Genomic DNA, 20,952 nt, shown 5'->3' with positions numbered 1-20,952 from the left:
CTTTTTCTGGAATTGCTCTAACGACACGCCACAACGCAAAGAACCCGCCGGAGCGGCCGGCGGGTTCTTCGCGTTTGTCGGAAACGTTCCCTCACGCCTTACGCGGTGGCGAGGACCTTTCCAGTGCGGGCGTCGAGCGAAAGGGCGCCCGGACCGAAGGCGGCGAGTACGAGGAAAGCACCGGCGATCGTGATGTTCTTCATCATCATGATCTGGTTGAAGACGGTCAGCAGGCCGTTGGCAGCCGGCGGAAAGTCCGGAACGTTGATGGCGCCGCCATGGAAGACGAAAGCGGTGACCAGGCAGAATGCGGCGAGCAGATAGGACGCAATGCGCGTCTGAAAGCCGACGACGATGGCGAGACCGGCAACGAGTTCAAACAGGCCGGCGAGATAGGCGAGCGCGGTTGCCGCCGGCCATCCGGCGCCGGTGATCATGCCGGCGGTTGCCGTGGGATCGGTCAGCTTGCCGAAACCCGACATGATGAAGATGATCGAAAGGAGGATGCGCCCAATAAGGACGATGACATTCTGAGACATGCGCGAGGCTCCTGATTGGAAATCTGTTAGAGGGAGAAATATCAGCATTTTCAAAAACATCTAGCTGCACAACCGGCGACAGATCGTTCACAATGCAGTGACAGACACGATTTATCGTCAACCGATGCTTTGAAATCACGCCTCTGCCGCCGCTTCCCACGGCCGCCGACCCCTTCCATACAGCTCTTTTTATGTTGCAACGACGGAAGGACTGGGCGAAGAATTTCAACGCGTTGCAAGGGGACGCGTACGGGGGAGATCTCATGACCGAAGTCAACAGGAGTCCCGCCTTCTGGCGATCCTTTCCGATTTTCGAGGAGTTCGACAAGGAGACGCTGACGGAACTCGCCGGCATCGCCACGTACCGGAAATGGCCTGCGGGCACGGTCATCTTCCAGCGCGGCGACGACGGCAACTACATGGTCGTCGTGGTGTCCGGCCGCATCAAGCTTTCGCTGTTCACGCCGCAGGGCCGCGAACTGATGCTGCGCCAGCATGAAGCCGGTTCGCTCTTCGGAGAAATGGCCTTGCTCGACGGACAGCCGCGGTCGGCCGATGCGACGGCGGTCACCGCAGCCGAAGGCTATGTGATCGGCAAGAAAGCCTTTCTCGATCTCATCACCCATAGGCCACAGATCGCCGAAGCGGTGATCCGCTTTCTCTGCGCGCAGCTTCGCGATACGACGGAGCGGCTGGAAACGATTGCGCTCTATGACCTCCATGCCCGCGTTGCCCGCTTCTTTCTTGCAACGCTCAAACAGATCCACGGTCAAGAGCTTCCGAGCAGCGCCAATCTGCGCCTGACCTTGAGCCAGACCGATATCGCCGCCATTCTCGGTGCGAGCCGGCCAAAGGTGAATCGCGCTATTCTGTCGCTCGAGGAATGCGGTGCGCTGAAACGCGCGGACGGCATCATTTGCTGTAATGTAGATAAACTGCTGAGCGTCGCCGATCCCGAGGAGGGCTAGGTCGGTTGAGCGCGCAACGCCGCCACTATCGCGTCACCCCGCTCTTCGGCGGGATCATCGCAAGCCTGGCGGCGGCGCTGCTTCTCTATCTCTACGGCGAAACCGTTTTCAAAACCCCACGCGAACTTTTCTTCGACAATCTCACGCAATGGGTGACCTCGCCGCGGTCGCCGGACATCATCGTGGTCGATATCGATCGCAAGGCCCATGAAGCGCTCGGCTCTGGAAACTGGGACCGGGCGGCCACGGCCGCTCTGATATCGCGGCTCTCCACGGCGGGAGCAAAGGTGATTGCGGTCGACTTCGTCTTCAGTACCGAATGCGAGCCCGACTCCGCCGGCAATGTCGCGCTTGCTTCCGCGATTGCAAATGCACCCGTCGTTCTGGGCTTTCTCGCCGCCGACCGTGCTCTGGAGCATCCACGCCCCGTTCCTCCGCTCGCCCTGCGACGCAGGCTTGCCGTTCCCGACCTGTGGTTTATCGCGGGGGCGGAAACGTCCTGCCCGGAATTCATGGACCGGTCCAGGGCGGCCACTGCCGGCTTTCTCGTCGGCGACGAAGACGCTCGCGTGCGACGGGCGCAGGCTTTTGCGATTCTCGGCAACGACGCATATCCGGCGCTCGGCATCGAAGCGGGAAGGCTCGCGGCCGGGAGCAGCACCCCGGTGCTCGGCGGCGAGCCTGCCTGGCTGCGGCTCGATCATGCAATCATCCCCCTCGACCGGGCCGGCAACCTGCGTTTCGTGGCAAGCTCGGAAGGTGCGATTGCCGCGCGCACGATCTCGGCCGCCGACGTCATGCCAAACACGGTCGGCAGAAGCCGTCTCGCGGGCAAACTGGTCTTTATCGGCAGCAGCATGCCAAGTCTCGGCGGGCTTAGACCCAGCGCCTCGATGCCGCTCGAGCCTTCGGTACAGATCCACGCCGACATCGCCAATGCCGTTATGACCGGCTTCGTTCCTTATCGGCATGACGGGCTGCCATTCGCCGAAGCCTTGTTCAGCCTGGCAGCCGGCACGATCGCAGCCTTTGGCGCGATCCGACTTCGGCCGCAAGCGACACTCGCCCTCGGTCTCCTCGCGCTGCTCTTCGTCGTTGCCAGCGCCGGCGCGATTTACGCGGCAACGGGCTGGCTCGTCGATGCAGTCGGCATCGGGGCAGCGCTGGTTTCAGTGCTCGTCGTAACGAGTGCGCTGCAACTTGCCCACGTACGCCGCGCGGAGGCGATCGCCCGGCAGAAATTTTCGCAATATCTGCCGCAGTCCGTCGTGGCGCGCTACATAGACCAGCCGAATGCCGGACGCGTCGCCGGCGAGGAGCGCATCGTCACCGCGCTCTTCACCGATATCGAGGGGTTCTCGACGCTGGCCCACAAGCTCGGCCCTCGCGAACTCGTGGCTCTGCTCGACATCTATTTCGCGGAAGTGAACGCGCTTGTCGCAGGCCATGGCGGCATGGTTGACAAGGTGGTCGGCGACGCGGTGCATGCGCTTTTCAACGCGCCGGAGGACCTCGACGATCACGTCAACAAGGCCATCGAATGCGCCGTGGCGATCCACGCATTAACCGAAGAGATGCGTCAGCGGCCGCAATTTGCGGAAAACGGTTTCGGCAGGACTCGGATCGGCGTCGAAACCGGGCCCGCGATCCTCGGCGAGGTGGGCGCCGGAGGCAAGCTCGACTACACCGCGCATGGCAACGCTGTGAACCTGGCCGCCAGGCTTCAGGACGCGAACAAATTCCTTGGAACGGCAATCTGCATCGGACCGGCAGCCGCGGCGCAAACGGGCACGCTTCTTCGGGCGCTTGGACGCCACGATATCCGCGGCTTCGGGCCGATGGAGCTTTTCACGGTCGCTGACCTGCCGTCCCAAGCAGAATGAGAGCCGGCCGTTAAGAGCATTTCATAGCTTCTTTGAACCAGTGAAATCCTCTAACTCCTTGAAACCATGCAATCCGGACGGAAAACCGTTCCACACCTTTCCTGGAATTACTTTACGTCAACCCGACGCTCGCATAGGCTTGCCGGATGCGGGCCTGCCCCCAATTCGTCGGTTCCGAGGGTGCGGCACCGGGCCGGTCGAAGTCGACGCCCTGGCCGGCCCTAACCGTGCGCGTCACACCACCACCCTCGACGGACACGGCACCGCGCTCCACGAAGACGGCGAAGGCCGCCCGGCTCGGGCCGCAAAAGAACTTCGTGCCGCGCACGCCGATCATCCCGAAAGCCGTGCGCACCGCCACGTCCATCTTGGAAAGCCCTTCCGGCCGATCGAAGACCATCCGGCCGAGACCGAGCTCCAGCGTGCCGCCCTGCTCGGCGATGAAACTGTCGATCAGGAGTTCCGTCTGCGGGCCGAGCAGGATGCGCGTTTCACTGAGCGCGAGATCGGCAAAGCTGTTGGTGCTCGTCAGGACATAGTCGTTGTCGAGAACCGAGGCGCCGACGGCCAACCGCGCCTCGTCCTCTCCCTGGCGACGGCGAACGTTGCCGCGAATCTTCTCGGCCTTGCCGACCACCGAATTGGTGGCCGCATTCCCCAATTGGCCGACAATGGCCGCCAGCATCAGGCAGCCGACAAAAACTCGCCTTTTCACATGTATCTGCCGCATCGGCCTTACCCGCTGCCTCTCGCAACGCTCCCTGTTCGAGCCTCCGGCGCCTCCGAGGATAACCGCACGCATCGGCGATGCAAGACGCATCTCTTCTTTGGCCGGCGCGGATGCTCACCCACACACTCGCCGTCAGGACCGGATCATCGCTGTTTCCCGAGGAACAGGTGTCGCATCGCGACGGCCCTTAAGATCACCGCAATACGAGGGAGACCATGATGGACAACCGGATCAATCAGAGCGTTTGCATCGCCAATGTTCTTCAGCTGGCGGTCATCGCGCTTCTTTCATTTGCTACTATCGCGCTTCCTGCGGCGCGTGCCGCCGGTCTGACTGCCGCCGAACAATGCGACCGGGAAGCGGGCAGCGAATTCGACCTGGAACGAAACAGATCGTTCCCGGCAGTCGACACGGAGGACATCCGGATCGGCATCGCGCTTTCTGCTTGCCGCGAGGCCTATAACCAGAATGGCAACGCGCGGGTGCAGTTCCAGCTCGCGCGCGTTCTCGACAGGGCTGGGCAGAAGATACAGTCGCGCCGAATTCTGGAGGAAGCCGCGCATAACGGCCATGCACTGGCCAGGGTGAATTACGGCGCCCTGCTCGCCGAGGCCGGGGAAGCGGAGACGGCATTCAACCTCTATCAGCAGGCGGCGGCGGCCGGGAACATCCTCGCCGCCTACAATCTCGGTGTCGCCTATCGCGATGGCGTCGGCACCGTCGCCGACGGCGCACTGGCAATCCGCTGGTTCGAACGAGCGTCGCTGGCCGGCGACGACGTCGCCGCGTTCAACCTGGCGGTAATGCTGGATGAAGGCACGGTCGTGCCGGAAGACAATCTTGGGGCGGCAAAATTCTACGGTCTCGCCGCCCAGCGCGGCAATGTCGATGCGATGGTCAATCTGGGCCTGATGTTCGAAAGCGGTGAAGGCGTGCGGCGCAATCCCGCCGCTGCACAGGAACTGTTCAGGCAGGCAGCCGACCGCGGCGATCCGCTTGGTCAGCAAAAGCTCGACCCGATCGCCACGGGCAGCGTCATTCACGCCGCCATGGTCGCAAAGATGGACCGGCCCAAATGACGACACGATCTCTGCGCGGCTCGTTGGAATCCACCGCGCGATCAGGTCTCAACGGATCTCGCCCGCCTGCGGCCCCCAGGTATCGGTCAGCGCAAAACCTTCGGCGAGCGGATCGAACGGATCGAGCGCCACCTGATGCAGACCGAACGTCCAGCCCCGGCCCGAGATGGTCGGAATGATTGCCGGTCTGCCGGCGACCGTCGTGACGCCTTCGAGCCCCACCTCGAATTCCGAGCCGATGATCGAACGTGATCTCAGGACGTCGCCGGGCTTCACTTGGCCGCGCGCATGCAGCGTCGCAAGATTTGCCGAACTGCCGGTGCCGCAAGGAGAGCGATCGACACGGCCCGGCCACATCGTCGTGCAGGTGCGGACCGTTCCACCCGCCTCGGTATCCCGGAACATCACATAGGCGACGCCACTGATTTCGGGGATTTCCGGGTGGACGACCGGGATCGTACGGTTGACGAGGTCCTTGAGCAGCATGCCGGCTTCAACGATCCGCCGCGCGTTCGCCTTTTCGATCGTCGTGCCGATCTGGCGGACGTCGACCAGCGCGTAGAAAACGCCGCCGAAACAGAGGTCCAGTTTGATGCGGCCCCATTCCGGCGTCTCGATCTCGACGTCCAACTCCTGCACGAAGGAGGGCACCATGGTGAGCTTCACCCTTTCGCACCGTCCGTCGCGGCAGGTGGCGGTCGCCTTGACGAGGCCCGCTGCAGTGTCGAGCATCACGACCGTTTCCGGCTCCTTCATCTCTATCATGCCGGATTCGAGCAGCGCGGTCGTCACGCAGATCGAATTGGATCCGGACATGGCATGGGCCTGATCCGCCTGGAGGATGATGAAGCCGGCATCCGCTTCCGGCCGCTTCGATGGCACGAGCAGGTTGACCGAGCCGATCGATCCGGAACGCGGCTCGAGGCAGAGGAACCGGCGCAGGCTGTCGTCGACCGTATTGATGTGGTTCAGCTGTTCGGCGACCGTGTTTCCCGGGATCTTCGGCACGCCGCCGATCGCCACCTTGCCGATCTCGCCCTCGCAATGAACGTCCAGCAACTGGATCGTGCGCTTCCATCTCATGACGTATCTCCGGATATCGCTCTTGCCGCCGCTTACCGCATTCAATCCGGTGGCAACGCTCGTCTGATATATCAGACCGGTGACGATGCATACAGCCTCCGCGTTTCGACCGCAAGACGGGCGACGACGCGGCCGGATTGCAGCCCCGCGTCGCCCGCTGTTAATTCACCCAAAGATGCCGCTTGACGGCAGTGCCCCCGCGCGGGAGCGTGAAAACCGGGAGCATCACTGGAACGCGCATGACGAAGTTCATCATCTTCACCGACCTGCACATGGTTCCCGAAGGCATGACGATCATCGGGCTCGATCCCTACCGGCGGCTCGCCAACGGGATCGCTCACGTCAACCGCTATCATGCCGATACGGACTGCGTGATTTTTGCAGGGGACCTTACGCACTGGGCCGACCGCCCGTCCTACGAACGGCTGAAGGCGCTCGTTGGCGAACTCGTCCCGCCGGCGGCGATGATGATTGGCAATCACGACCGGCGCGAGGTTTTCCTGGATGTTTTTTCCGACGCAGCAACAGACGAGAACGGCTTCGTCCAGCAGGCGATCGATTTCACCGATTGCCGCGCCGTTCTGCTCGACACGCTGTTTGCGCCGCCCTACGACTACCCCGTGAGCCATGCTGGCCACCTTTGCGAACGACGCCTTGCGTGGCTCGATCGGCAACTCGGCGGGGCCGGCGACCGGCCGGTGCTGATCTTCATGCACCATCCCCCGCATGTAACCGGCTTCACCGGCATCGACATGATCCGCCTGATCAACGGGCAGGAATTCTATGCCCTCGCGGAGCGCCACGGCAATGTGCGCCACATCATCGCCGGCCATGTTCATCGCACCATCAGCGGCTCGAGCCGCGGCATTCCGTTCTCGATCTTCAAGAGCCCGGTTCATCAGCAGCCTATGCCCTTCGATACGCCGGACGCTTCGCTCTCCGTCGACGAACCGGCGGCCTATGGCATCGTTCTCGTTACGGATGACGGCGTCCTCGTCCACACAGAGGACTACGAAATTGCCCGGCGCGATGCGGCGATGGCGTAACAGCCATTTCGACGCCACCGCCTTCGTGTTAGGCTGGGCCATGAGCCATTTCGTTTCATCCAGCCAGGATTTCGACTGCCAGAGTTGCGGCGCCTGTTGTGCCTATTCGGCCGATTGGCCGCGCTTTTCGCTGGAAACCGACGAAGAGCTCGACCGCATTCCGGCGGAATATGTCGCTGCCGACCTCGGCGGCATGCGTTGCGAGAACGATCGCTGCACGGCGCTTGACGGCACGCTTGGACGTTACGTCGCCTGCAAGATCTACGCTGTGCGACCGATCGTGTGCCGGACCTGCATGCCCGGTGATGACGAATGCCTGATGGCGCGCGCACGGCATTTCGGCGCTGCCGCCTGACTACAGCGCCGCGCGTCTTATCAGACGCGCAAAGGACGCTGTAGCGCTTTGCATTGCTGCGTGTTTTTTTCTTAAATCGGCTACGATTTAGGGAGAACATGCAGTAGGGATCATCCGGTACTCGCTGCGACACTCCGCATGTTCCTCCGTTTCGTGGCGGCCAGGTAGCGAAACATTCCGATGATGCCGGAATTTGCCGGATGGATGTTCGGCCGTATCAAGCGTATTTTCTGCCACGAAATCAGAGGCGCCAGGGCGCCTGTTACCGCTCCGTGGAGGACCGCGTTCGATGAGCCAGACCAAGCCTCAAAAATCCCCCCCATCTGCCGATGCAGCACCGGCGCCCTTTGCCGACTTCGCGCCGCCGGTCCGGCCGCAAAGCAAGCTCCGTCAGGCAATCACGGCTGCCTATCGTCGCCCGGAAACGGAGTGCCTGCCGGCGCTGATCGAGGCGGCGACGCTGCCCAAGGAAACCCGCGACGCCGCCGCCAAAACCGCCCGCAAGCTGATCGAAGCACTCCGCGCCAAGCACAAAGGCTCGGGCGTGGAAGGGCTCGTGCACGAATATTCGCTGTCGAGTCAGGAGGGCGTTGCGCTGATGTGCCTTGCGGAGGCGCTGCTGCGCATTCCCGATACGGCAACCCGAGACGCGCTGATCCGCGACAAGATCTCCGATGGCGACTGGAAGTCGCATCTGGGCGGCGGCCGCTCGCTCTTCGTCAACGCCGCGACCTGGGGTCTCGTCGTCACCGGCAAGCTGACCTCGACCGTCAACGACCGCAGCCTTGCCGCGGCGCTGACGCGGCTCATCGCCCGTTGCGGCGAACCGGTGATCCGCCGCGGCGTCGACATGGCGATGCGGATGATGGGCGAGCAGTTCGTCACCGGCGAGACGATCGACGAGGCGCTGCGCCGCTCGCGCGCGCTCGAACAGAAGGGCTTCCGTTATTCCTACGACATGCTTGGCGAGGCGGCGACGACGGCCGCCGACGCGGAACGCTATTACAAGGACTACGAAGCCGCGATCCATGCGATCGGCAGGGCTGCCGCGGGGCGCGGCATCTATGAAGGCCCCGGCATTTCGATCAAGCTGTCGGCACTCCATCCGCGCTATTCGCGCGCCCAGGCCGCGCGCGTCATGGGCGAACTGTTGCCGAAGGTGAAGGCGCTCGCGCTCATCGCCAAGAAATACGACATCGGCCTCAACATCGACGCTGAGGAAGCCGACCGGCTGGAGCTGTCACTCGACCTCCTCGAAGAGCTTTGCCTCGACTCCGATCTCTCCAGCTGGAACGGCATGGGCTTCGTCGTGCAGGCCTATGGCAAGCGCTGCCCCTTCGTCCTGGATTTCATCATCGATGTGGCACGCCGCTCGGGCCGACGCATCATGGTTCGACTGGTCAAGGGCGCCTATTGGGACGCCGAAATCAAGCGCGCGCAGCTCGACGGGCTTGAGGATTTCCCGGTCTTCACGCGCAAGATCCACACCGACGTTTCCTATGTCGCCTGCGCCCGCAAGCTGCTTTCGGCAACCGACGTGATCTTTCCGCAGTTCGCCACCCACAACGCACAGACGCTCGCCACCATCTACCACATGGCCGGCAAGGATTTTCAGGTTGGCAAATACGAGTTCCAGTGCCTGCATGGCATGGGCGAGCCGCTCTACGACGAGGTTGTCGGCCGCAACAATCTCGACCGCCCATGCCGCATCTATGCGCCGGTCGGCACGCATGAAACGCTGCTTGCCTATCTCGTCCGCCGCCTGCTCGAAAACGGCGCAAACTCCTCCTTCGTCAACCGCATTGCCGATCCGGAGGTCTCTGTCGACGAGCTCATTGCCGATCCGGTCGAGATCGTTCGTTCCATGCCGGTCATGGGAGCGAAACACGACCAGATCGCGTTGCCGGCCAAGCTCTTCGGAGAGGCTCGCACCAATTCCGCCGGCGTCGATCTCTCGAATGAGGCCAATCTCGCATCGCTGACCGAGGCATTGAAGGCGAGCGCGGCAACCGCCTGGACCTCCGTGCCGCAGCTCGCGACCGGCGCAGCCTCGGGCGAAACGCGCCCCGTCGTCAATCCCGGTGACCATCGCGACATCGTCGGTTCGGTGACGGAAACGTCGTACGACGATGCCAAGCGCGCGGCGCGTCTCGCTCGCGAGGCCGCCGAAGCGTGGGCCGCCGTTCCCCCAACCGAAAGGGCCGCCTGCCTTGACCGCGCAGCCGATCTGATGCAGGCGCGCATGCCGACACTGCTTGGGCTGATCGCCCGCGAGGCCGGCAAGTCCCTGCCGAATTCGATCGCCGAGGTGCGCGAGGCAATCGATTTCCTGCGTTACTACGCCGAACAGACCCGCCGCACGCTCGGCCCGGCCCACAGGCCGCTCGGCCCGATCGTCTGCATCAGTCCATGGAACTTCCCGCTGGCGATCTTCACCGGTCAGATCGCCGCCGCGCTCGTCGCGGGCAATCCGGTGCTTGCCAAACCGGCCGAGGAAACGTCGTTGATCGCGGCAGAAGGTGTGCGTCTCCTGCACGAGGGGGGCATTCCTGCCAATGTGCTGCAGCTCCTGCCCGGTGACGGCCGCGTCGGTGCCGCGCTGGTCGCCGCACCGGAGATCGCCGGCGTAATGTTCACCGGCTCGACCGAAGTCGCACGGCTCATTCAGGCGCAACTCGCCGACCGGCTTTCGCCTGCAGGACGGCCGATCCCGCTGATCGCCGAGACCGGCGGCCAGAACGCGATGATCGTCGATTCCTCCGCCCTTGCCGAGCAGGTCGTCGCAGACGTGATCGCCTCGGCCTTCGACAGCGCCGGCCAGCGCTGCTCGGCGCTGCGTGTGCTCTGCCTGCAGGAGGACATCGCCGATCGCACGCTCGCCATGCTGAAGGGAGCCCTGCATGAACTGAACATCGGCCGCACCGACCGTCTTGCCGTCGACGTCGGCCCAGTCATAACGGCCGAGGCGAAGGGCATCATCGAAAAGCACATCGACGCGATGCGCGGGCTTGGCCGCAAGGTTGAACAGATCGGTCTTGCGAGCGAAACGGATCTGGGCACCTTCGTGCCGCCGACGATCATCGAGCTTCAGAAACTCTCCGATCTCAAGCGTGAGGTCTTCGGACCGGTGCTGCACGTCATCCGTTACCACCGTGATGATCTCGATCGGCTGGTCGATGACATCAACGCGACCGGCTACGGCCTGACCTTCGGCCTCCACACCCGTCTCGACGAGACGATCGCGCATGTGACCAGCCGTGTGAAAGCCGGCAACCTCTATGTGAACCGCAACATCATCGGCGCCGTCGTCGGCGTGCAGCCCTTCGGCGGACGCGGCCTTTCGGGCACCGGTCCGAAGGCTGGCGGCCCGCTCTACCTCGGCCGGCTGGTGACGACCGCACCGGTGCCGCCGCAGCACAGCTCGGTGCACACGGACCCCGCCCTCTTCGACTTCGCCAAGTGGCTCGACGGCCGCGGCGCGAGGACCGGAGCGGAAGCGGCACGCAACGCAGGCAGCAGTTCGGCCCTCGGGCTGGAGCTCGAGCTGCCAGGTCCCGTCGGCGAGCGCAATCTCTACGCGCTGCACCCGCGCGGCCGGATCCTGCTCGTGCCGGAAACCGAGGCGGGTCTCTACCATCAGCTCGCCACGGCGCTCGCGACCGGCAACAGCGTCGTCATCGACGCCGCCTCCGGGCTGCAGCCCTCGCTTAAGAGCCTTCCGCAGAGTGTCTCCCTCCGCGTCTCCTGGTCGAAGGACTGGGCGGCCGACGGCCCCTTCGCCGGCGCCCTTGTTGAGGGAGACGCCGAGCGCATCCGCGACGTCAACAAGGCGATCGCCGCGCTCCCGGGTCCGCTGGTGCTCGTCCAGGCCGCGTCGAGCGAGGAGATCGCCCGCAATCCAGACGCCTATTGCCTGAACTGGCTGCTCGAAGAGGTTTCGACCTCGATCAACACTGCTGCCGCCGGCGGCAATGCCAGCCTTATGGCGATCGGCTGAGCCTGTGGCCCCTCCCCACAAGGGAGGGGTCGATCTGCCGCACCCAATCCGCTCGCTTTGATCGCCGTGGCAGGATCAAGTGTTTGGGCATGACATTCCACCGCAGCGCGCGCCAAAGCCCCTGCCCGTTGTGGGGAGGGGTTTGCGGCAATCCAGATAGATGACGAAACACCGCCGATCCGCTATCAGCGTCCCCAAAACGGAAGAAGCGGATGTTCACTCTCCATCGCATCGAGACCTCGACACAGGACATCAAGAAAAGCCGGTTCCTGGCGATCGCCGGTCCGATCGAGGATGAACAATCGGCAAAGGCCTTTCTCGCCGCCCATTCCGACCCCACCGCCAATCACAATTGCTGGGCCTGGCGCATCGGCCAGACCTATCGCTTCAATGACGACGGCGAGCCGAGCGGCGCGGCGGGCAAGCCGATCCTCGCGGCGATCGACGGCCAGTCGCTCGACCGCGTCGCGATCGTCGTCATCCGCTGGTTCGGCGGCGTCCTGCTTGGAAGCGGCGGGCTGATCCGCGCTTATGGCGGCACTGCGGCACTCTGCCTTCGGTCTGCTGAAAAAGTCGAACTCGTCGACACGCAGTGCGCCACGATCGTCTGCGACTTTGCGGATCTTGCCCTGATCAAAGCACGGCTAACGGCCCGCGGCGTAATGCTCGCCGGAGAAACATTCACGGATACAGGGGCGGTCCTGACGGCCGAGGTGCGGCGGGACGTCGCGACGGAGGTCGTTGCACTCGTCACCGATCTCAGTCGCGGCAAGGCGACCGTCTCGCTCGACGACTGAACTTCCATGCGAAACACAACCAGCATAGAAGTCACGCCGACGCAGAACACGACGAGGACATCGAAATGAAAACGCGAGTTTTGGGACGAACGGGTGCAACGATCTCGGAAATCGGCTTTGGCGCCTGGCAGATCGGCGGTGCCTGGGGCGACGTCAGCGAAGACGACGGCAAGCGCGCGCTTCACGCCGCGCTCGATAGCGGCGTCACCTTCATCGACACGGCGGACGTCTATGGCGACGGGCGTTCGGAAAAGATCATCTCTGCGGTGCTGAAGGAGTGCGGCGGTGAAAAGCCCTTCGTTGCCACCAAGGCCGGCCGCCGGCTCAATCCCCATGTCGCCGACGGCTATACGGCCGCCAATATCGAGGCCTTCATCGACCGCAGCCTGACGAATCTCGGTGTCGATACGCTCGATCTCGTGCAACTGCATTGTCCACCGACGGATGTCTACTACCGCCCCGACGTCTTCGGCGCGCTCGACCAGTTGATGGTCAAGGGCAAGATCCGCCACTATGGTGTCTCCGTCGAAAAGGTCGAGGAGGCGCTGAAGGCGATCGAATATTCGGGCGTCGCCACGGTTCAGATCATTTACAACATCTTCCGGCAGCGTCCGCAGGAACTCTTCTTCGCCCAGGCGCGGAAGAAGAATGTCGGCGTCATCGTGCGTGTTCCGCTCGCCTCCGGCCTGCTAACGGGGAAGATCGGCAAGGACACGGTCTTCGCCGCTGACGACCACCGCAATTTCAACCGCCACGGAGAAGCCTTCGATGTCGGAGAAACCTTCGCCGGCGTGCCTTTCGACGTCGCGCTCGAAGCGGTGGATGAACTGCGCGCGCTGGTGCCGGAAAATGTGCCGATGGCCCAGTTTGCCCTTCGCTGGATCCTGGAGCAGGCGGCCGTTTCCGTCGTCATTCCCGGTGCCCGCAACGAGGCGCAGGCGCAGTCGAACGCCGCGGCGAGCGCGCTGCCCGCGCTTGACGATAAGACCATGGCCGCGATCGCCGCGCTTTACGAGCGGCTGATCAAGGTTCATGTTCATCACAGATGGTAGGAAACGGCGCTCCGCAGAAGATGCGGGGTCTCGGAAGGAAGGCACCGATGCAAGAGGCCTTCGATCTGGAGCGCTTCGTGAAAGCGCAGGAAAGCACGTACCGTGCCGCACTGGCGGAACTCGCCGCCGGCGCCAAGCGAACCCATTGGATGTGGTTCATCTTTCCGCAGATTGCAGGCCTCGGCCAATCGCCGACGGCGCAATATTATGCCCTTGCCAACCTCGATGAGGCGCGTGCCTATCTGCGGCACCCGCTGCTTGGTCACCGCATCCTCGAATGCACGGAAGCGGTGAACTCTGTTCAGGGGCGATCCGCACTCGAGATTTTCGGCCGACCGGACGATCTCAAGTTTCGCTCGTCCATGACGCTCTTCGAGAGAGCCGCCCCGACGGTCGGCGCCTTCGCACGGGCGCTCGAGCGCTATTTCGACGGCCTGAGAGATCCGAGGACGCTCCAAATCCTCAACCGGGACTGAATTCCTAACCCGTCACTACAGAGACGTGACCGGCATCTGGGAAAGAACAAACAGGAGCAATGTCGCAAAGGCTGCCAGCCCGACAATGATCAGCATCAGTTCCTTCATCATATAGCGATACATAAAATCCTCCCACGGATGACGTCGGGAAGCATGCAACTTCATATGGGATCCGGATCACCGAACTTGAAGGCGCGCCCGCACACAACACCGTGAAATGCGGCCGCGGCTGCGTGCCTTCCAAGATCGACAAATGGTCACGCTGCCAAGCTAAACGCGCGAAGACGAGCTTCGATCGCTTGCACAATCAGAAAAAACGCGCAGCGACGGAGAGGTTGCGATCGGTGGTGGAATTACTATCTGTATAATTATCCTCGTCAGGTCGTGTGGAGCTTGCCCATGATCGCCAGGCTGACCCTGCAGACCCTCATTTGGTTTGCAATCATTGGAGTGGTGCTCTTTGCCTCCGCCGGAACGCTTGAGTGGCCGGCCGCGTGGGTCTTTCTCGCGGCGATGCTGGCGCTCTCCCTGATCGCCGGACTGTCGCTCGCCCGGCATGATCCCGCACTGCTCAAGGAAAGACTGTCGGCACCTATTCAGAAAGGGCAGCCTTTCGCGGACAAGGTGCTGACCACCGTCATCCTTCTGTTCCTGCTCGGCGCGTTTGCATTCATGGCACTCGACGCCGTACGGTTCGGTTGGTCGTCGGTTCCCGAGTGGGTACAGGTCGTCGGCGGCTCGGCGCTCCTGTTCTCGATCTGGTTCGACTACCGGACGTTCAGGGAAAACAGCTTCGCGGCACCTGTCGTGAAGATCCAGAGGGAACGAGCGCAAAGGGTGGTTACTACGGGACCATACCGCTACGTCCGCCATCCCCTCTACGCCGGCGCCCTCATCTTCATCACGGGCACCTCGCTGCTCCTCGGCTCCTGGTGGGGGCTGGGGGCGGTGCTCGTGCTCATCGCTTTGCTGGCCATGCGCATCGGCATCGAAGAAAAGGAGCTCCGGACCGGTCTTGCGGGATACGACGCCTATGCAGCGCGCGTGCGCTATCGCCTGATCCCCTATGTCTGGTAGCCTGCGCCTCAATCAGGCGCTACCGGAGGATGTCATGTCGGACTCTGCTAACGACGGGATCCTGCAGCACAACCGCGAAGCGTCGGCAATCTGGGGAGCAGGAGGCCGACACTACGACCTTGTCAGCCTCGCGATTTCGGGCGCGTTGGCGCCGCCGCCCAGCGATTGAGCCCGAAGCCCGGCGACGAAGTGCTCGACATTGCGACCGGCACCGGATGGAGCGCGCGCCATGCGCCAAGCTTCGGCGCAAAGGTGACGGCGATCGACATTTCAACGGATTTGATCGATGCGGCGCGCGGATTGTGGACCGGCGTCGAGCCGCCGATCGATTGCCAAGTCGGCGACGCGAGAACCTGCCCCTCGCGGATGAACACTTCGACAAGGTGCTCTCGACTTCCGGCGTGGACTTTGCCTCCTTAGGCTATCTACTAGTCGGAAGAAATTTAACGACAAGGGACACTGAAATGTTTGGAATCTCACCGATCGGTTGGGTGCACACGCTCGGCAGCTTGCCCGCCATCCCACTGGCTATCTATATGTTTGCTCGCTACGGACGGATTGTGCCTCGGTCAGCGCCCGGCGTCGCTTATTTCGTCTCAATGCTGATTGGCGGGGCATCGGCGTTCCTCGTCGCGCATCAGCCCGCGAGCTACGGCATTGGTGCGGCAACAATCCTGCTGCTGCTCGCCGGATACGGCATCGACCGTGTTTCGAGCGTTGGGCGTGCGGGCAAGTACCTCGAAACAATCCTCCTCAGCCTGACGACGTTTCTGCTGATGGTGCCGACCGTTTCCGAAACCCTGCGCCGTGTTCCAGACGGTCACCCCTTAGTTGCCGATCTGAACTCGCCCCTTCTCCTTGGGTCACAAGCCAGTCTGCTTGTCATTCTCATCGTTGGCTTGACAGCCCAGATCATCCATTTGCGCAAGCAAGGCAAGCTCGCGGCATTCGTCTCGCCAGCCGAGGGGTCGGCTGAATGATGTGGGCGGGCAGAGATGCGGCGACGCCGTTCAACACCGATGATCGACCGTCAATGGGGAGTGCCGATCTCGCTGTGGTCGCGCATTCCCTCACATCGCGATCCAGATACTCGCGCTCGGCAAATATCACCATGCCTTGAAGACGGCCGGCATCGCGGCATCGGGAGGGCGTGACCGCCTTCGCTAGGCGTATCGCGCCGGAAGAGGGCAAATGGGTTCGCCAGGATCTCGGTGAGCTTGCCTGACGTCTTGGCCGGAAATCGCCGCTTGGAGGCGCAAAGCTATCGCCCAAATGACGAATCTCGCGCTCTGCCTTGCGCAAAGACACGATATTCGAGCGTGAGCGATTCGAACTTTTCACCGCCGAAACGCCGTCGCTCCCACGATTTTTCGCCTCTTGGCCATCTACCGCGCTTCGCGGGAGCGTAGCCCTGACTGGGATCGCGGCAATTTTCGGCGTTAATGTAACGGAAATGAAAGACTTGGCGCACCCGAAGAGATTCGAACTCCTGACCCCCAGATTCGTAGTCTGGTGCTCTATCCAGCTGAGCTACGGGTGCTTGCCTGAAGCGGTGAGAACCGCTTGCGTGGCGATCCTCTACTGGGTCCTTTCGGCGATTGCAAGCGCCTTTCGGGAAAAAATTTCATTTTTGCGACAACCGTGGATGATGCGCTGGAGAGAGCTATCAGGGCGCGGCGAGGACCTAAGGGCGGAATATCAGGGCCGCGCCTTCGAACGGAAGGCGTCCAACGGCACCGGGCGATCGGGCAGTTCGATGCGGAACAGCGTGCCGGGCGTCGGCTTTTCCACGAGCGCTATCGTCCCGCCATGGGCGAGCACCAGTTCGCGGGCAATGGCAAGGCCAAGCCCCGTGCCGCCGGAGCGCGCCGAGCCGCGGAAGGCGGCAAAGAGGTTTTCGCGTGCCTTGGCTGGCATGCCCGGCCCGGTATCGTCCACCGAGATCGCAACCACGCTTCCCGTGCGGATGGCGGAAACGGAAACCATCTTGGCGCGGCCGTCCTCCGGCTCGTGTTGCGTCAACGCCTGCACGGCATTGCGGCAGAGATTGTGCACGACGCGAAAAAGCTGCTCGCTGTCCGCATCGACGACGACGTCGTCCCGAATCTGGATCTCGAAATCGATACCGCTCTGGCGGTCGATCGCCAGGAGCTCGGCAACATCCTCGACGAGTGGTCGCAGGGCGACAAAGCGACGGTGCGGCTCTGCCTCGGCCGTGCGCCCGTAGGAGAGCACCTCCTGCGTATAGCCGACGGCGCGATCGATCGTTCTCAGGAGCGTCGGCGCGAAACGTTTGACCACCGGATCATCAACGTCGGCGAGCCGGTCGGAAATGAGCTGCGCGGACGAGAGAATGTTGCGCATGTCATGGTTGATCTTCGAAACGGCGAGGCCGAGTTCGGCGAGGCTTTTCTGTTGCTTCAGGGTTTTCTGCAGTTCGCGCTGCATGCTCGCGAGATGCTGACCGGCGACCGCCAGTTCATCCCTGCCTTCCGGCGAAACGAGGAGGCGCTCCGGGTTGGACGGCTCGTCGGCGAACTCCTGCATGCTCGTCGTCATCCGCCTGATCGGCACGATCAGCATGCGATTGATGGCGAGAAAGATCAGTGCCGCCGTGATCAGCGAAATCACGATCGACAGAAGGAAGACGTTGCGCGAATAAACGAGCATCGCCTTGCGCAAGCCGGCATCCTTCATCACCAGCTCGATCGTCGCATCGCTTTCGCCGAGCGGACCATAAACCCGCACGATCCGGCTGCCGCCGAACAGCAGCGTATCGAATGCATCGCGTATCGCGCCGACAGGGGTAAAGTTGGCGATGTCGTATTCCCCGTCGATCGCCGGGGGCATGTCGACGCTGGCGATCATCCGCGACGCATCCTTGCGGCGAATGACGATGGCCTTGGTTCCCGTCGCCATCAGCGTGTCGCGTTGCACGGCACGCGGAAGCTCGACATTCTGCAGCCCGTCCACGGCGACGGCCGCGGCGGCCACGGTATTCAGCCGATCCTGAAGCCAACGGATCCGCATATTGGCGACCGACGGCACAAAGATCAGCACTTCCGCGAGCATGACGAAAGCCACCGTCAAAAGCAGCAACTTGCCGGAGAGCCCGCGAAGAAACCCGACGGCCGCTCGGGGCATCGCACTCGCATTGGCCGGACGCGCGTCTTCCACCATAACTCTAGAACATTCCCTGCAACTTACAGCGCCGCGCGTCCAATTGGACGCGCTAAGCTCGCTGAACACTTTGAACTGCTGCATGGTTTTCTCCTTGATCGATTCCGATTCAAGGAATCATGCAGTAGAGCGGATGAGGAAAACTGTGCGCGGTTTTTCGCCCCCATTCCGCTCCAACTCAATAGAATAGGCCACGATGACTTGGGTCGATTCGACCCAACCATCGTGGTCTAGCCGAAATACCGCAGCATTCCGATTACCGACCGGACGAGCGGACTTCGCGCCATGGGGGCATAATAGGAGATCGATGCCTGTTTTCCAATCTCGGACAAGGTCGGATACGGAGCCACATAGCCGCGAAAATGCTTGAGTGTCAGCCGATTGGCGATGGCAAACGCAAAGCCGTTGATCATCTCTCCGGCGCCGGGACCGGCGATCGCCGCCCCGATGATCCGTCCGCGCCGGCCGACCGTGATCTTGATCAGCCCTCGGTCGAGACCGTCGGTGCGGGCGCGATCATTTGCGGAAAAATCCCAGCGGACGACGTCGACCCGGCCGAACTTTTCCCGCGCCTCTGCCTCGCCAGGGCCGACCTGCGCAAGCTCCGGATCGGTAAACGTCACCCTCGGAACAATGTCGCGGTCTTCGCGCGCCGGCATTCGGAACAGGATCTGCTGCAGCACGAGCCGCGCATGGTAGCTCGCAACATGGGTGAACTGCAGGCCGCCTGCGGCATCGCCGATCGCATAGACGCGGCGATTGCTTGTACGCATGCCCGTGCCAACGGCAATCCCCTTCGCGTCGTGGCGAATACCGGCGGCGCCGAGGTCGAGAGAAGCATGGTTGGGGACACGGCCCGCGGCCAGCAAAAGATCGCTGCCATCGACCGCGAACCGCCCTTTCGCATTCTCGCAAAGCAGCCGGACGCCGCCCGCCTGCCGCTCGACCGACAGGATGGCGGTTTGCTCGTGTAGCACGGTGTCCTCGGCGCGGACCGCCTCCAGGACGATCGCTGCCAGTTCCGGATCGCTGCTCGAAAGCGCCTTGCCGGCCTCGACGACCGTCACGCGTGCCCCGATCCTGCGATATGCCTGCGCCATCTCCATGCCGACCGCTCCGGCGCCGACAATGACGAGGTGTTCCGGCAGCCGCTTCAGATCGAAGAGTGTCTCATTGGTAAGGTACGGCGCCTCCACCAGCCCTGGGATTGCGGGAATGGCCGGCGACGAGCCGGTGGCGATCACGAAGCGCCGCGCCCGGATGAGAAGGTCGCCGGCCGCGACCGTTCTGTCGTCGACGAACCGGGCCGTGTCGGCGATGACCTTCACGCCGAGGCTCTCGAAACGCTCGGCGGAATCATGCGGCGCGATTGCGCCGATGACCGCGTGGACCCGCGCCTGCAGTCGCTCGTAGTCGACGACCGGCTCGCCTGCTGCGATGCCGAATTCTCCCGCTGCTCGGATCGCCTGTGCATGTTTCCCGGCCGCAATCAGCGCCTTCGACGGCACGCAGCCAAAGTTCAGGCAATCCCCACCCATTCGGCCGCGCTCGACAAGGACGACCGGCACGCCGAAGGCCGCGGCACCCGCAGCCACGGACAGGCCTGCCGCACCGCCGCCGACCACGCAGATATCCGGATTGAGGATTTTCGCCACGCTGTCTTCCGCCCCGTCACACCGTCTTGCGGCGTGACTGTATTAGCTTGAACACCAGAGGCAATGCCGCGATGAGCGCAAGCGCCGCGAGCCCGAGCGAAATATCCCTCGTCGCAAAATCCGAAAGCGTAAGCTCGCCTCCGGACGCCGCCGAGCGGGCGATCACGTCATCGAGGCTGCGGCCGAGCCAAGCATAGGCGAGCGTGCCCGGCACGATGCCGATCAGCGTTGCTGCCGCGAAAGTGCGCAGCCTCACATCAAAGAACGCAGGCGCAATGTTGACGATGAAGAAGGGAAAAATCGGCGCCAGCCGCAAGATCAGGAGATAAAGGAACGCATTGCGCCGGAACCCATCCGCGAGCCGGTCCAGGAAGCGACCGGCGCGCGGCCGCAGGAGGTCCCCGAGGACCCCGCGCGCGGCAAGGAACAGAAGGCACGATCCGAGCGTCGCCGCCACGATCGCCATGGCTGCGCCGGTGATACAGCCGAACAGGAATCCGGAGAATATGGTCAGCACCGACGCAGCCGGGATCGAAAAGACGACCACTGCGACATAGACCGCAAAGAAAGCCGCGCCCGCTCGAAGCGGGTAGGCATCGACATAGGCGCTGAGGGTCTCGCGGTGGTGGACCAGCGCCGTCAACGAAAGATATTGCGGCAGGCCAAACGCGTAACAAGCGGCACCACCGACGAGCAGAAGAGCGAATGGCACGAACCGCCATGGCGAACGACGCGCCGCATGTCCAGCGTCGCTCCGCCCCGACGAAGGGTTCAGGGCTGCATCTTCTGCCCCGTTTCTGGCACCATGGCTCATGCGGCTTGCTTTCGGCGAGATCTACCCTTGAGTTAGAGGGAATCCGGACCCGGAACCAATAACGAATGGTCGCGCCGTCAAACGTCAACGTGAACGGTTCGCCCTGACAACTCACGTTGCCGTGAAAGTGGATAGCACGATCCGGCGAGGCCCGTTGCACCAAAGACTGTTTCTCGCGGAAAACGCCGAGGCTTTCCCGCGAGAATATCATGACATCGGAT

At 62.9% G+C, this 20,952-nt stretch carries 19 protein-coding genes, 1 tRNA gene and 1 pseudogene; 14 read left to right on the top strand and 7 right to left on the bottom strand.

Going from position 1 to position 20,952, the window contains the following annotated elements; translation table 11 throughout:
• Positions 1 to 98: 98 nt before the first annotated feature.
• Positions 99 to 539, bottom strand: a complete 441-nt coding sequence (locus QN219_RS28795; RefSeq protein WP_284003729.1) for a DoxX family protein — start codon at positions 537 to 539, stop codon at positions 99 to 101.
• Between the two features lie 263 nt (positions 540 to 802).
• Here QN219_RS28795 and QN219_RS28790 point away from each other — a divergent pair, with 263 nt between their 5' ends.
• Together QN219_RS28790 and QN219_RS28785 are read left to right on the top strand one after the other, a co-directional pair.
• Positions 803 to 1,507, top strand: a complete 705-nt coding sequence (locus QN219_RS28790) for a Crp/Fnr family transcriptional regulator (RefSeq protein ID WP_173511040.1) — start codon at positions 803 to 805, stop codon at positions 1,505 to 1,507.
• Positions 1,508 to 1,512: 5 nt separating this feature from the next.
• Complete coding sequence (locus QN219_RS28785) at positions 1,513 to 3,390, top strand: adenylate/guanylate cyclase domain-containing protein (RefSeq protein ID WP_284003727.1); 1,878 nt, start codon at positions 1,513 to 1,515, stop codon at positions 3,388 to 3,390.
• A 112-nt stretch (positions 3,391 to 3,502) separates the two neighbouring features.
• On the opposite strand, the gene QN219_RS28780 is transcribed toward QN219_RS28785, so the two are convergent.
• A complete protein-coding gene (locus QN219_RS28780) occupies positions 3,503 to 4,120 on the bottom strand; it encodes a FecR family protein (protein WP_284003726.1) in 618 nt (205 codons plus the stop codon).
• A 218-nt stretch (positions 4,121 to 4,338) separates the two neighbouring features.
• On the opposite strand from QN219_RS28780, the pseudogene QN219_RS34070 reads away from it, so the two are divergent.
• Both QN219_RS34070 and QN219_RS34065 read left to right on the top strand, forming a co-directional pair.
• A pseudogene (locus QN219_RS34070) lies at positions 4,339 to 4,884 on the top strand (sel1 repeat family protein); the annotation flags it as partial.
• Positions 4,861 to 5,199 carry a tetratricopeptide repeat protein gene (locus QN219_RS34065; RefSeq protein WP_309486638.1) on the top strand — a complete coding sequence of 113 codons (339 nt, stop codon included), beginning with the start codon at positions 4,861 to 4,863 and terminating at the stop codon, positions 5,197 to 5,199. The pseudogene QN219_RS34070 and the gene QN219_RS34065, both read left to right, overlap by 24 nt.
• Positions 5,200 to 5,247: 48 nt before the next feature.
• Here the strand turns inward: QN219_RS34065 and QN219_RS28770 are convergent, their stop codons facing one another.
• Complete coding sequence (locus QN219_RS28770) at positions 5,248 to 6,282, bottom strand: proline racemase family protein (RefSeq protein ID WP_284003724.1); 1,035 nt, start codon at positions 6,280 to 6,282, stop codon at positions 5,248 to 5,250.
• Positions 6,283 to 6,521: 239 nt separating this feature from the next.
• Here QN219_RS28770 and QN219_RS28765 point away from each other — a divergent pair, with 239 nt between their 5' ends.
• The 10 genes from QN219_RS28765 (at position 6,522) to QN219_RS28725 (ending at position 16,062) form a co-directional block, all read left to right on the top strand.
• A complete protein-coding gene (locus QN219_RS28765) occupies positions 6,522 to 7,328 on the top strand; it encodes a phosphodiesterase (RefSeq protein WP_284003722.1) in 807 nt (268 codons plus the stop codon).
• A gap of 40 nt (positions 7,329 to 7,368) precedes the next feature.
• Entirely contained in the window at positions 7,369 to 7,683 is a 315-nt protein-coding gene (locus QN219_RS28760) for a YkgJ family cysteine cluster protein (RefSeq protein WP_284003720.1), read from the top strand.
• A 289-nt stretch (positions 7,684 to 7,972) separates the two neighbouring features.
• Positions 7,973 to 11,680 (top strand): trifunctional transcriptional regulator/proline dehydrogenase/L-glutamate gamma-semialdehyde dehydrogenase, encoded by a 3,708-nt coding sequence (gene putA, locus QN219_RS28755; RefSeq protein ID WP_284003719.1) that lies wholly within the window; start codon positions 7,973 to 7,975, stop codon positions 11,678 to 11,680.
• Positions 11,681 to 11,892: 212 nt separating this feature from the next.
• Positions 11,893 to 12,477, top strand: coding sequence for a YigZ family protein (locus QN219_RS28750; protein WP_284003718.1), 585 nt, complete (start codon positions 11,893 to 11,895; stop codon positions 12,475 to 12,477).
• A gap of 65 nt (positions 12,478 to 12,542) precedes the next feature.
• A complete protein-coding gene (locus QN219_RS28745) occupies positions 12,543 to 13,529 on the top strand; it encodes an aldo/keto reductase (protein ID WP_284003717.1) in 987 nt (328 codons plus the stop codon).
• Between the two features lie 47 nt (positions 13,530 to 13,576).
• A complete protein-coding gene (locus tag QN219_RS28740; RefSeq protein ID WP_284003715.1) occupies positions 13,577 to 14,005 on the top strand; it encodes a DUF1810 domain-containing protein in 429 nt (142 codons plus the stop codon).
• 399 nt (positions 14,006 to 14,404) lie between these two features.
• Positions 14,405 to 15,082, top strand: a complete 678-nt coding sequence (locus tag QN219_RS28735) for an isoprenylcysteine carboxylmethyltransferase family protein (protein WP_284003714.1) — start codon at positions 14,405 to 14,407, stop codon at positions 15,080 to 15,082.
• Between the two features lie 34 nt (positions 15,083 to 15,116).
• The gene (locus QN219_RS28730) at positions 15,117 to 15,251 is read left to right on the top strand and encodes a hypothetical protein (RefSeq protein ID WP_284003713.1); all 135 of its coding nucleotides are present in this window, start codon (positions 15,117 to 15,119) and stop codon (positions 15,249 to 15,251) included.
• 20 nt (positions 15,252 to 15,271) lie between these two features.
• A complete protein-coding gene (locus QN219_RS34310; protein WP_405052280.1) occupies positions 15,272 to 15,502 on the top strand; it encodes a class I SAM-dependent methyltransferase in 231 nt (76 codons plus the stop codon).
• A 44-nt stretch (positions 15,503 to 15,546) separates the two neighbouring features.
• A complete protein-coding gene (locus QN219_RS28725; protein WP_284003767.1) occupies positions 15,547 to 16,062 on the top strand; it encodes a hypothetical protein in 516 nt (171 codons plus the stop codon).
• A 483-nt stretch (positions 16,063 to 16,545) separates the two neighbouring features.
• On the opposite strand, the gene QN219_RS28720 is transcribed toward QN219_RS28725, so the two are convergent.
• The 4 genes from QN219_RS28720 to QN219_RS28705 form a co-directional block, all read right to left on the bottom strand.
• Positions 16,546 to 16,622: transfer RNA gene (locus QN219_RS28720), tRNA-Arg, on the bottom strand.
• A 158-nt stretch (positions 16,623 to 16,780) separates the two neighbouring features.
• Complete coding sequence (locus QN219_RS28715; RefSeq protein WP_284003766.1) at positions 16,781 to 18,262, bottom strand: HAMP domain-containing sensor histidine kinase; 1,482 nt, start codon at positions 18,260 to 18,262, stop codon at positions 16,781 to 16,783.
• A 230-nt stretch (positions 18,263 to 18,492) separates the two neighbouring features.
• Positions 18,493 to 19,917: an FAD-dependent oxidoreductase gene (locus QN219_RS28710; RefSeq protein ID WP_284003712.1), complete on the bottom strand. Its 1,425-nt coding sequence runs from the start codon at positions 19,915 to 19,917 to the stop codon at positions 18,493 to 18,495.
• A 16-nt stretch (positions 19,918 to 19,933) separates the two neighbouring features.
• On the bottom strand, positions 19,934 to 20,731 hold the full coding sequence (locus QN219_RS28705; RefSeq protein WP_284003711.1) for a TVP38/TMEM64 family protein: 798 nt from the start codon (positions 20,729 to 20,731) through the stop codon (positions 19,934 to 19,936).
• Positions 20,732 to 20,952 lie beyond the last annotated feature (221 nt).

It is taken from the genome of Sinorhizobium sp. 8-89 (assembly GCF_030124325.1).
In the GTDB taxonomy this organism is placed as follows: Bacteria; Pseudomonadota; Alphaproteobacteria; order Rhizobiales; family Rhizobiaceae; genus Sinorhizobium.
The sequence above is the reverse complement of the archived record's forward strand: the minus strand, read 5'-3'. Positions and strand labels throughout refer to the sequence as shown.